This window comes from Acinetobacter lwoffii (genome assembly GCF_015602705.1).
Classification (GTDB): domain Bacteria; phylum Pseudomonadota; class Gammaproteobacteria; order Pseudomonadales; family Moraxellaceae; genus Acinetobacter; species Acinetobacter lwoffii_E.
The window spans coordinates 1,745,561-1,758,103 of sequence record NZ_CP059081.1 but is presented as its reverse complement, the minus strand read 5'-3'; the positions used below and the strand labels follow the sequence as shown (position 1 = coordinate 1,758,103).

The following is a 12,543-nucleotide window of genomic DNA, read 5'->3' as shown; positions in this document are numbered from 1 at the left end:
CAAGCAATTGAGTAAAACAATCGATCAAAATCAGGCCTCTCCGTGGAGAGGCTTTTTATTTGTCTGTGCAAAGCGGGTATACTGCAGCAGTGAGAGTTTAAAGCCTGAAGTTATGCCATTTACCATTGCCAGCCTGGTCAGTTTTGAGGAAGACATCAAAAAAAGCCGCTTTCAGGCCTTTGCCACACCTGTTGAAAATGAGCAGGACGTCAAAGATTTTCTGGAGGCTTATCGCGATCCAAGTACCACCCATCAATGCTGGGCCTGGAAAATTGGCCATCAGGTACGCTTTAATGATGATGGTGAACCTTCAGGTACTGCAGGACGCCCGATTCTGGCAACTATTGAAGGCAATGAGCTGACCAATGTGCTGGTATTGGTCAATCGCTGGTATGGCGGGATCAAGCTGGGAACAGGGGGCTTGGTACGGGCCTATGGCGGTTGTGCTGGGCAATGTTTGTTGTTGGCAGAAAAAATTGAACTGATTGAAAAGAAAAAGGTGCAATTTTCCTGTCAATTCAATGAATGGGCCATCTTTCAATATGAATTGAATCAGCAACAAATCGATTATCAGGAAGAATATACAGCCGAAGGGGTGCAGGTCAGTGCCTTATTTCAGTTACATCAAATTCAATCTTTTGCCTTAAAAATTCAAGATGTGACCCGCGGCCGCGAACAGCTCAAAATCATAGAAGAAGCGACAGATGACTGACGTAGATCCATTACTGAAATATCGTGAACAGCACAAACATCGCCTGAATTATATGCCTTGGCTGTACTGGTCTTTAAAGCCTAAAAATCGTAGCTGGGCAGAAGCGTGGCAAAAGGACTATCAGGCTTACTTGATGGAAATGGAAACCATCGAGATTGGTGAAAACTGTTTTATTTCACCACTGGCACATATTTTCGCGGAGCCGGGACGCAAAATCATTATTGGTGATAATACCTTTATTGCCGCAGATTGCACCTTGCATGGCCCACTGGACATTGGGAATGAAGTGGCGATTAATCATCACTGTATTCTGGATGGCGGTCGAGTAGGGATTAAACTGCATGATCAGGTGCGTATCGCCGCTTATTGTCATCTTTATGCCTTTGATCATGGCATGGATCTGGAGCAGCCGATTTATCAGCAGCCAGTACGATCGCAAGGCATTGAGATCGGTCGGGATGTATGGCTGGGTGCGCATGTCGGTATCAAGGATGGAATTAAAATCGCAGATCAGGCCGTGGTGGGAATGAACAGTATGGTGACCAAGAATGTTGAGGAACGCGCGATTGTCGCCGGTAATCCGGCTCAATTCATTCGCTATCGTGAATAAGCTTTTGGAAGTCAATTGCTTGATACAACAGCCTGACTCAGCAAATAGATCGATATGTTGATCTATATTTGTTCACATAAAAGTTAACATATTTCAATTCAAGCCTTACAGATTTTGCTGCACATTTTTGAATGCTTATGCTAAGTTAAAAATAACTAAGAAATTTTTATCATAAATAGAAGAGAGGCTAAACATGAAACGTGTCATCGCCTGCATCGACTCATCACCATGTATAAACGCGCTGGCAGACGCGGCGGCATGGATTGCCAAACAGACTGGGCGTGAACTGGTCCTGTTACAGGTTTTGGATTATTACCCGGCCAGTTATCATCTGGGGGAAATCAGCGGAGTGATCGGCTTTGAAAGCAATGCCATGTTACTCAAAGAACTGGCTGAGCTTGAACAAAAACAAAGTGAAATTGCGCTGGATTATAGCAATAACCTGCTGCAACACATTTCCGAGCGGATTCTGGCAGAACACGGTATTCAAACCACACATATTCAGGAAAAGGGTGATTTTCTGGAGCAAAGCTTCCAGATCCTGCAGCCTGATGATATTGCAGTGATTGGATTACTCGGTGAACGCTCGGCTGAAAAAAACAAACCGATTGGTACCAATGTCGAAAATTTTATTCGTGGGGCAAACTGTACCGTGATGACAGTCGGGGAACAGTTTAAGCCACCGACACGATTTATTTTTGCCTATGAATATTCACCAACCTGTATCAAGATGATGAAACGGATTGCGGAAAGTGATCTGCTGCGCTTATTGCAATGCCATTTGTTATATATCGGTGATCATGCTGAGATTCTGAATGAGCCTTTGCAATATTTAAATCAGGCTGGTTTAGATGTGGTGCCACAATACCGCTATGGCGATGTCGCAGAAAATATTTTGACCTATCAGCAGGAACTCGGAATTCAACTGATCGTGTTGGGTGCATTTAGTCACAGTAAAATTCACCAGTTCTTTTTGGGCAGTATTGCGACCACGATTTTCCGGAATTCAAAAGTGCCTTTACTGGTTGCGAAGTGAGAATTGCATATAATAGCCAAGCGCGAAGTCTAATCGTAAATTGTTACAGCTTGATTTAAAAATGACCAGAGTTATCCTCATATATTGTGGATAACTCTGTGGATAATATTTATAAGTTAATGTTATTTATGGTAAATATGTCATTGGGTGATTTTTGTTCTTCTTGTTTTATTTCACAATCGCGAGTGCAAAACCATCATGTCCTTTGCTGCCAACCGTTTGTAAAGCAGTGCATGACAAGATACGTGGATGATTTTGAAGCGCTTTAAACATGTCACGAATGCCTTCAATACTTGGTTTATTATTGTCCGGGTTAATGATTTCGCCAGCACGAATCACATTGTCCAGAAAAATAAGTGTACCTGAGTGCGACAGGTTTAAACTGAGTTCCAGATATTCCGGATAACTCTGTTTGTCTGCATCAATAAAGATGAAATCGAAAGCTTCCGTATCTTCAGGCAGGGCTTTAAGCACATCTGCTGCACGGCCGCATTTCAGTTCGACGGTCTGTTTAAGCTGCGCGCGATCAATATTTTCCTGACCCATCGCTGCATGGGTATCACGTCCTTCAATGGTCAGGATATAGCCATCATCCGGCAAAGCACGTGCCAGCCACATGGTGCTATATGCTGCAAATGTGCCGAGTTCCAGTATACGTTTACATTGGTTCATCTGGATTAGCATCTGCAACAACATGCCTTGGTTCGGTGCTACAGCCAGATGATCAGGAAAACCGTGCGCTGCGGTATTCTCAAGAGTTTGATTCAGAATAGGGTCTTCAGGAATTAAATGTGAATCAATATAGTGATCAATGTCTGTCCACATTTGTTGCATAGTCTTAGCACCTCGATTGCGATGCGTGCATTTTAAACTTTTCGCGGCAGAGCGCAATTTATTGTTCTATAGGTGATGATTTTTTAGGCTCTACAATGTTCTGAATGAACTTTGTAGAGTGGTTGTCATGACTTAGTAATTACACATCGAGGAATTACGGCCTAAACTCGGTCCCCAGGTACGATAACCTTGGGTATCGATGTGGATTTGACCTGAAGCATACATGCCAAGTCCCATATTCAGACTTTGACCATGCTGTACCCAGAACTGACACAATTTGAACTTGGTATTTTCAATATAGCTATAATCTTGTGCCTGCGGATATTCAGGCCCAATCCGGAAATCGATGGCAGAGTTGTACAGATGGCGTGAAGAGTTGGCACCACCGGCACACTGGTTTAAAGGCAGGTCACGATAGACTGACGTGACTTCAAAATCAGTCAGTACATTGGCTGCAACCAGATATTTAAAGACTTTTAAAGTTGGGATCTGATTGGCCCATAATTCACGGCTTGGAATCATATATTGGGAACGGCCACACTTGGCCCAATCACGTGCAGTACGCATCAATTCGAAACTCGGAATGATATTGCCAACCCCATGACGTTCCAGAAAAACCTCATATTCACGCACGCGTGACAAATTATCCAGTGCCGATACCCAGTGGGTATACACATAAGGCACAGTTTTTGGGTGGGCTTTACGATCGTATTGAACACGTTCTTGTGGAATGTAAATCCGTTTTCCAGCAGGTGTGGTGGCCTGTCCAGGTTGTTTTGTGGTCGTGGTACAGCCCACAAAAACAAGAGGAATTATACAAAGACTCAATAATCCCTTTAACAAGTTCTTCATTTATAGAAATCAGATATTTACAAAATAGCGCTATTTTAGACTAAATATAGGGAGAAATTTGGAGAATATTGCAATGAAATGTGTGCGTTGAGTATAAAAAAGATCAGCATTTGCTGATCTTTTAAAGTTTAAACTAATTACTTTTCAAGGTATTGTAATTTGTCTGCTTTGCCATTCCATTCTTCACGGTCTGCTGGCTGGTCACCAATTTGTGTGATATTTGGCCATTTTTGTGACAAGTCAGCATTCAGTTCAATAAAGACTTCCTGACCTTCTGGTAATTCGTCTTCAGAGAAAATTGCATTTGCCGGGCATTCAGGTTCGCATAACGCACAGTCGATACATTCGTCCGGGTTAATCACAAGGAAGTTAGGACCTTCATAGAAACAGTCTACAGGGCAAACTTCAACACAGTCTTGATATTTACATTTAATACAATTTTCAGTGACAACGAAGGTCATGGCGACAGCTACCTAAAAAATATGGTTCTAATTACGAATGCTGTATTTTAGGCAAAAACAGGGGGAACTAACAATTCCTTTTATTGATATTTGTTATATATAGGGCTGTTAAATTTGAAAAAAGGTCGCATACCGATGAATTACAGCATTCATCGGTATGTTCAGGACATCGACCCTATGCCAGATGAGGTCTAGGACCGAGAATTAACTTGGCTGTTTGATCAGGTCTTTGAGCGCATATAACTGCTGCAAGGCTTCACGCGGAGTTAAACTATCTACATCAATATCTTCGAGTAAGTCCAGTGCAGGCGATTCTTTTTCAATTTCGATGATACGTTCTATAGGCTCCATAACTTCAGGCATTGCAAACAGATCATGCTGCGGGCTCAGTGGCTTGGCCTGATGCTGTTTTTCCAGAATCTTTAAGCGGTTTTGCGCTTCTTTAATCACCGCAGCCGGAATGCCTGCCAATTTCGCGACTTGCAAGCCATGACTTTGACTGGCCGGGCCATGTTGCACCTTATGCAATAAAATCAGATTACCATTCAGCTCTTTGGCCGTGACATGGTAGTTATTAATGCCACTTTCCTTATCCAGTTCAGTCAGTTCGAAATAATGGGTAGCAAATAGACATAAACATTGAATGCGTTTGGTCAGATCCAGCACACAGGCCCAAGCCAAAGACAAGCCATCATAGGTACTGGTTCCACGGCCAACTTCATCCATGAGTACCAAAGACTGGCTGGTGGCATGATGCAGGATTTGCGAGGTTTCGGTCATTTCCACCATAAAGGTTGATTTGCCGGTCGATAAATCATCGGCAGAACCAATACGGGTAAAGACACGGTCAACCGGACCTAAAGTTGCAGCTTGCGCTGGAACATAGGCACCACAATAAGCCAGCAACACGATCAATGCAGTCTGGCGCATAAAGGTGGATTTACCCCCCATGTTGGGACCGGTAATAATCGCCATCCGATGGGAAAAATCTAGTCGCGTATCGTTCGGGGTAAAGGCCGTTTTACTGAGGGCTTCTACCACCGGATGTCGTCCGGCAGTGATACTTACGCCAACCTCAGGGCTGAATTTTGGACGCGACCAGTTGCGTAAACGTGCCTGATGGGCAAAATTAGCAATCAGATCAATCTGGGCAATGGCACTGCTCATTATCTGTAAATTGCCGATATCCTGACGCAGTTCATCCAGTAGCATTTCAAACAGCATTTTTTCACGGGCCAATGCACGCGATTCGCTAGATAAGACTTTGTCTTCAAATGCTTTCAGTTCAGGTGTGATGTAGCGTTCGGCATTTTTCAGGGTTTGCCTACGAATATAGTGCTCGGGTGCCTGTTCGGCTTGTGCGCGTGTCAGTTCAATATAATAGCCACTGACGCGGTTGTAGCCAATTTTCAGTCCCGGAATTCCGCTTTGTTCACGCTCTTTAATTTCCAGATCAATCAGGAACTGGCTGGCATGATCACGAATCTGACGCAATTCATCCAGTTCACTGTCAAAACCTTCGGCAATGACATTACCATCACGAAGCAGGACGGGCGGGTTTTCCACAATGGCGGACATCAGACGTTGATGTAGATCATGGAAGTCGCCGAGTTCTTCATTGAGTTGTACTAAAAGTTTGGACTGTTGCTGACTGACAATCGGTTGCAGGGCATGGCGTAAAAATGGAATTTGCGCGCAGGCCTGTCGCAATTGCACCAGATCACGTGGACGGGCACTGCCAAGTGCAATACGGCTCAGCACGCGTTCAATATCGCTAATTTCTTTTAGTACCAAACGTACAGGCACTTCGTGGAAACCTTGCAGCAGGGCTTGAATGGCATCCAGGCGCTCATCCAGCAGCGCGGTATCGCGTAAAGGTTGCATCAGGGTGCGACTGAGCAAGCGTCCACCCATAGCAGTCTGACAGTCATTGATCAGTTGAAATAAGGATGTCCCATGTTCAAATAAAGGCTCAATCAGTTCAAGATTACGGCGTGTCACCGGATCCAAAGCAATAAAATCTGAACTTTGTTCTAGCTGAATCGTGCGGATATGCGGTAACGCAGTTTTCTGGGTTTCTTTTGCATAGTGAATCAGTGCCGCAGCCGCTGCTTTAGCCAAAGGTAAATGATCAATGCCGAAACCTGAAAGCGTGCTGACAGCAAACTGGTCGCATAAGGTTTTTTGCGCATTGTTCAGGTTGAAGTCGACATCGGGACGTTTGGTGACCGAGATATCCAGTTGCTGTTTGAGTTGTTCGGTCAATGTTGGATCAGTGATACTTTCATCCAGCAGAATTTCGCTTGGCATCAAACGCGCCAGTTCAATCATGAGCTGGTTAAGATCATAATCCTGCTGCTGGACTTTAAATAGGCCGGCGCTGAGATCAAGAAGTGCAATGCCGATCTGATTCTGCTGAATACATAAAGCCACCAGATTCGAGCTCTGATGTGCACCGAGCATGGCATCATCGGTCAGGGTGCCCGGCGTAATAATTCGAACTACACCACGCTCAACCGGTCCTTTGCCAGTAACCTCGCCGATCTGCTCGCAGATCACCACGGTTTCGCCTTTTTTGACCAGACGTGCCAGATAGCCCTCGGCTGCATGATAAGGCACGCCCGCCATAGGAATCGGCTGACCATTGGCCTTACCGCGATGGGTCAGGGTAATGCCTAAAATCTTGGCTGCTTTGTGTGCATCTTCAAAGAACAGTTCATAAAAATCACCCATACGATAAAACATCAATGAATGCGGATGCTGCATTTTCACCGACATGTATTGCTGCATCATGGGCGTTAAGGTAGAAAGATCAGCCATAATTTCTGAACTGGTCATTAAAAATAAATCCTTTCAACAAGAGATAAATGCAAATACTGCTCAATAGGCTATGCAGGAAAATTTAAAGCACATTTTCAATCTGGCCAATCCCACATGATTGAGCACAGGAGATTGAAAATGTGAAATGAATCTGCTGATTCAATTCAGCTTTAAAGCTGTATTGCAGCAAGTCTATCAAATTTAATTTTTAGAAAGAAATGAAATTCCAGATGAATCTTTAAGGCAGCGCTCAGATCTGTCGCTATGGCTTCTTATTCAGCACTATTTGCAATTTTAAAAAATAAACCACCGGATGTGAACATGCGGTGGTGAGTCTAAATCAAGACGATAGTTTATTCCGGATCATAAAGACCAAGATCGGTCAGATGTAATCTGAGAATCCGGCGTAATTCCAGTACGGCTTCAGGCGTTTCCTGAATCGAGTGGCCACCCTTAATGACTTTGCTAGATACAGCACCTTCCAAGTAAGCACTTTCGTATGAAACGATATCATCGCTCATGAGCTTGGTATCTTGCGTATCTACGGTATTGCCGATAATAGAATGAAATTTGATATTTTTAGAAGGCTGAATATCCTTAGTTAATGCAGTAAATTTCGAATTTTCACTCAGATCGCTTGGACCATTCTGAATCAGGTCATGCCCCAGTTCTTTGACAAACTCGTTTAACCCGATCTGGCCTTGCAGGGTATCGGCAAAGGCACCCAAAAATGCACCCGGTATACGGATAATTTTACGAGCCAGTTTGGTATGCCAGCGGTCGGCATATTCTGTCCCACGATGTGGTGTCGCTAAGAAAATGGCCCGAGTGAAATTTGGAATAGGCCGCATTTGCAGGCGTGCTTTAAAGAGCGGGTTATCCTTAAATTGTGCAATGCGGGTATTTTGTACCAGCTTGAATGCATCTTGGGTAATATCGGCCTGACTGACCATTAAACGGGCAATCACACCTCCCATGCTATGTCCGACCAGTACCGCATCTTTTTTGGCTGGTGCATTGTTCGCGACCTGGGCAAAGCCTTGCTGAACCAGAGCATTAATTTGAAAACGGCTTTCCAGAATCGGCATATTAGTAGAATAAAATACCTGCCAGACCTGGAAATTTTCCCTTAATACCGGATCACCCATAATGTCGTTGGTCAGACGAATCCAGGCTTCAGGACTGCTGGCCAGGCCATGAATCAATACCAGCACTTTCTTGTTCGGATTATAAGGTTCCAGCATGTACAGGTGCGGCATGCTCAGACTGTCTTCGCGATTAATCAGGGTCAGATAGGCTAAACGCCCCAGATTATTCTCGGCTAGCCATAAGCCGTAAGGTGCAGAAAAGTTGGCGGCCAGCGCATATTCTTTCGAAGCCACCTTAATCTTTTCATGCTTATAAGGATCATACAGTTTCAGGTGAAACTCTGAAGTAGATAAAATCTGTTCCGTCGAATTCGCGGATTTGGGTACAGCGGTAATGGTGGTCGCCAGATAGCGGGCTGAATGAATGTTTGGATTGATATCATTTGGATAGTTGTGCTTGAGCGGATCGACAATATATTTTTTATCCTGCTCGGTTTGCTGTGCTTCAGGTAAGACCACTAAAAATTCTGAACCAAAACCATCACGGCGGGTGATGGAACGTAGGCCGGAAAAGTTCATGTTATAGGTAGACATCAGCTGTTCAATGGTCTGGTTTTTCAGCTGCGGAAAATTTTCCAGATCAAGGGTGTATACACTGTCACCGACCTGAATGCGCTGGCCGGACTGTTTGGCTTCATAACGTTCAGCATAGCGTTGAATCAGATGAGCAATTGCCAGGTTATAAAAGTCACGAATCTGGACCTGGCGGTTATCAAAAATACGCTCTTGCGGCGCACGCTCGGTTTTAAATAGATAGGCATAGCTATAACGAATGCTTTTATCCAGCATAGTGAGCTGCTGATCCAGACATTTCTGGATGTTCTGCTTGTGTTGTTGCTGTTTTTCCGGTGATCGGGTTTTGTTTAAAATTCCGGTGTTACATTCAGCAGACTTGGCATTTTGTAAGGAGTTGGCTAGATATAATTCACTTGCTGTAGAAAGCAATTGTTCATCTAAAATTTGGGGAATACTTTTCAGATCTTCCACACATTCTTCGGGCTGATCAATACAGATCTGGGCTTCACGACCTGTCATGGACAACACATTCAGACTGGCTTCACTGAGCTTGTCGCGGGTCAAGATACTGTCACGCTCATTGTTCAGCGTGACATTAATGGCCTGTTCCTTAACACTGACCACCTGACAGCCGCTGAGTACGCTGGTGATGAGTAAAGTGCACAGCATTAATCTTTTATTTATTTTTTCGTGCATAAAACTTTTCACTGAATTCAAGTTATAAAGCGGGATAATGTTTTGTATTTTACTAATTTTTTCCCATAAAAATAGACCGCCGTAGCAGTCTATTTGTAATCAAATTGAAGCGAATCTTGATTATGGGGTCACCGGTGCTGTTGCTGGGTCTGTAGCCGGAGCGGGTGTTGATGTTTGCAAAATTTGCCAAACATTCCAGCGACCATTTTTCTCAATTTCCTGAATCAGACGGTCTGCTACTTCAGCTTCTTGCGGATATTTCACCTTATAGTTCGCCAAGGTTTGAGTGGCATTTTTTTTCTGTTCCAATGCAATATAGTTATTGGCTGCAGAAAGATAAGCCTCCTGAACGCCAGCTTTCATGGCTTTGTCCAGATAAGCGATGGCTTCACGTTGACCACCGCCTTCAGACAGACCAAAACCAAACCAGAAGTTGACCTCAGGATCATCTGGATTAATTTTGAGAATACGCTGGGCATAGGTCAGGGAACTGGTGGTATAAACTGAACCCAGATCCAGGTTACGTGCCATCACGCTGGCTTTAAAAGCACGCATCAACACATCAAAAGAGGCATTTGGACGGGCCGCTAAAGTATCCAGTTGTCGGGTGACTTCACGCAATTTGGCTTCAAAACCACGGCGTTCCTGACGATCGCTGAAACGTGGTGGATAATGACGTGCCTTACCTTCGACCATTTGCAGGAAATCGTCAATTTCGGTGATATCGATTTCATTTGAATTGGCAAGTGCTGCATAACGCATTGCACGTGTATTGCTATCTACCACTGGAATAATCAGTTTATTCACATCCAGGGTCAGTTGCTTGGATGGATCATTAGGATCCGTCACCACCATCTTGGTTACAGGCTGCGCTGCAGCTTTTTTCAAATGCACTTCAAATTCAGGTGGTTCATTATAATTGAATGGATTTAAAGCATAAAATGGTGGGCTCAGTTCAGGCTCTACAAAAACCACTTGATCTACAGGTTTCTCAGCAGATTTCTGAGGAGTGGTTGAACACGCAGTAATTGTGAATGCTAAGCAAGCAAGTGCCAAGGGCTTAAAGGTCATAATAGTCATCCATTCTGTTATTTTTAAAACATCTATTCAAAAATTGCATGATCGTCAGTCTATGAAAAGTATAACGATCATGCAAGTAAACCCGTGTTACAGAGTGAAGTGTGATATTCAGGCTTTGGATTGGCTGGTTTGCGCTTCACATTCACGGCGCGCTTCTTCCAGAATCTCCAACTCTTTTTTACTCAAAGGCTGGCCATCCTGTTGCTGCTTGTTAAAGGTCGGATCTAACAAAGAAAGACGATTGCACAAGTTGTTCATGCGTTTTTCATTTTGCTGAATGCGATCCAGCAGAATCCGCATGCCTTCCAAAATCGGATCGGACTGGTCTTCAGTTGCGGCATAGGGCTGGAAACCGATACTTTCTGCATAGTCACGACGACGCGCTTCAGCATCATCTTTGGGTTTGTCTTTGGTGATAAAACGTGCCGGGTTGCCCACAGCTGTGGCGTTCTCAGGAACCGCTTTGGTGACGACCGCATTAGAACCGACTTTGGCATTTTTACCTACGGTGAATGGCCCAAGAATCTTGGCACCAGCACCGACTACCACGCCATCTTCTAGGGTCGGATGACGTTTACCTTTATTCCAGGTCGTTCCACCCAAAGTCACACCGTGATAAAGCGTCACGTCATCGCCAATTTCAGCAGTTTCGCCAATGACTACACCCATACCGTGATCGATAAAGAAACGGCGGCCAATTTTTGCACCCGGATGGATTTCAATGCCCGTGGCAAAGCGGCTAAACGAAGACAATGCACGTGCAGTTCCTTTACACTCTTTGTTCCATAGCTCATGTGCCATGCGATGCATGATCAGCGCATGAATGCCAGGGTAAGTGGTTAAGACTTCTAAGGTATTGCGTGCTGCAGGATCGCGCGCAAAGACAGCTTGTATATCTTCTTTGAGCTGTTTTAGCATTAGATTTGATCCTCGTCCTGTGATGATGTGTGTGAAGATTTTTTCCAGGTACCGTTGTTCAATGCCTGAACACGGCTGAAAATACCACGAAGTAAGTGATATTCCATACGATCTAATTGTATACGTCCAAAGAGGCGACGCAAGCGTAAAGGCAATAATCTTGGATTTTTTGGATCCATAAATTCAATTTCTGCCAACATTTTTTCCAAGTGTGGATAGAACTGTTCCATCTGCGCATGATTGACCAAGGGTTCATCCCATTCCATTTCAATGCCATCAATGACTTGCATGGTCGCTTTAGCATCACGTGGTTGTTCAATTTGACTCATCGTTGCCATGCGCATCTCATAGCAGATCACCTGAATCGCCTGAGCTACATTCAGTACGCCATAATCAGTATTCACAGGAATAGTCAGATGATAATTGGCCATCGCCAGTTCTTCATTGGTCAGACCACGGTCTTCACGGCCAAATAGAATCGCGACTTCCTGCTGATCTTGTACCACGGCGGTCATGGCTTTTTCAGCGGCAGGGCGCACATCTAACAGCGGCCAGGGAATGGTACGGCTGCGTGCGCTAGTACCGAATACAATCTGACAGTCTTTAATGGCATCTTCAAGTGTTTCTACAATCTCGATCTGCTCGATCAGGTCAGTTGCACCCGCGGCCAGCGCATCAATATCCGAATGTGGATAGGTTCTCGGTGCCACCAGAACCAGCTTAGACAAGCCCATGGTTTTCATGGCACGTAGGGCACTGCCGATATTGGCAGGTAAAGTGGTATTGATCATGACAATACGCACATGGGAGAGATGTGCTGAAACAGCAGCATTGTCAATTTGACTCATGAGGATTCCAAT

General features: G+C 44.5%; 11 protein-coding genes. 3 read left to right on the top strand and 8 right to left on the bottom strand.

All coding sequences use genetic code 11. From position 1 onward, the window contains the following. Nucleotides 1-112 precede the first annotated feature (112 nt). The 3 genes from H0S56_RS08455 (at nt 113) to H0S56_RS08445 (ending at nt 2,358) form a co-directional block, all read left to right on the top strand. Nucleotides 113-712 carry an IMPACT family protein gene (locus H0S56_RS08455; RefSeq protein WP_195724837.1) on the top strand — a complete coding sequence of 200 codons (600 nt, stop codon included), beginning with the start codon at nt 113-115 and terminating at the stop codon, nt 710-712. After that, a complete protein-coding gene (locus H0S56_RS08450; RefSeq protein ID WP_005107225.1) occupies nt 705-1,322 on the top strand; it encodes an acyltransferase in 618 nt (205 codons plus the stop codon). The genes H0S56_RS08455 and H0S56_RS08450 overlap by 8 nt, the downstream gene beginning before the upstream one ends. 193 nt (nt 1,323-1,515) lie before the next feature. Further along, nucleotides 1,516-2,358, top strand: coding sequence for a universal stress protein (locus tag H0S56_RS08445; RefSeq protein ID WP_004279943.1), 843 nt, complete (start codon nt 1,516-1,518; stop codon nt 2,356-2,358). Nucleotides 2,359-2,526: 168 nt separating this feature from the next. Here the strand turns inward: H0S56_RS08445 and H0S56_RS08440 are convergent, their stop codons facing one another. The 8 genes from H0S56_RS08440 to H0S56_RS08405 all read right to left on the bottom strand — a co-directional run bounded on the left by H0S56_RS08440 (nt 2,527) and on the right by H0S56_RS08405 (nt 12,531). After that, nucleotides 2,527-3,192, bottom strand: coding sequence for an O-methyltransferase (locus tag H0S56_RS08440; RefSeq protein ID WP_004646686.1), 666 nt, complete (start codon nt 3,190-3,192; stop codon nt 2,527-2,529). Nucleotides 3,193-3,324: 132 nt separating this feature from the next. Further along, nucleotides 3,325-4,044: a D-Ala-D-Ala carboxypeptidase family metallohydrolase gene (locus tag H0S56_RS08435; RefSeq protein ID WP_004279938.1), complete on the bottom strand. Its 720-nt coding sequence runs from the start codon at nt 4,042-4,044 to the stop codon at nt 3,325-3,327. A 137-nt stretch (nt 4,045-4,181) separates the two neighbouring features. Beyond that, nucleotides 4,182-4,505, bottom strand: a complete 324-nt coding sequence (gene fdxA, locus H0S56_RS08430; protein WP_004279936.1) for a ferredoxin FdxA — start codon at nt 4,503-4,505, stop codon at nt 4,182-4,184. Nucleotides 4,506-4,709: 204 nt separating this feature from the next. Then, entirely contained in the window at nt 4,710-7,343 is a 2,634-nt protein-coding gene (gene mutS, locus H0S56_RS08425) for a DNA mismatch repair protein MutS (protein WP_195724836.1), read from the bottom strand. Nucleotides 7,344-7,678: 335 nt separating this feature from the next. Next, entirely contained in the window at nt 7,679-9,685 is a 2,007-nt protein-coding gene (locus H0S56_RS08420) for an esterase/lipase family protein (RefSeq protein ID WP_227554878.1), read from the bottom strand. 120 nt (nt 9,686-9,805) lie between these two features. Beyond that, nucleotides 9,806-10,756, bottom strand: a complete 951-nt coding sequence (locus H0S56_RS08415; RefSeq protein ID WP_195726070.1) for an ABUW_2363 family tetratricopeptide repeat lipoprotein — start codon at nt 10,754-10,756, stop codon at nt 9,806-9,808. Nucleotides 10,757-10,873: 117 nt separating this feature from the next. After that, nucleotides 10,874-11,707, bottom strand: a complete 834-nt coding sequence (gene cysE, locus H0S56_RS08410; RefSeq protein WP_265088332.1) for a serine O-acetyltransferase — start codon at nt 11,705-11,707, stop codon at nt 10,874-10,876. Continuing rightward, nucleotides 11,683-12,531 (bottom strand): RNA methyltransferase, encoded by an 849-nt coding sequence (locus tag H0S56_RS08405; protein WP_195724833.1) that lies wholly within the window; start codon nt 12,529-12,531, stop codon nt 11,683-11,685. Before H0S56_RS08405 ends, cysE begins: the two co-directional genes overlap by 25 nt. Nucleotides 12,532-12,543: the final 12 nt, after the last annotated feature.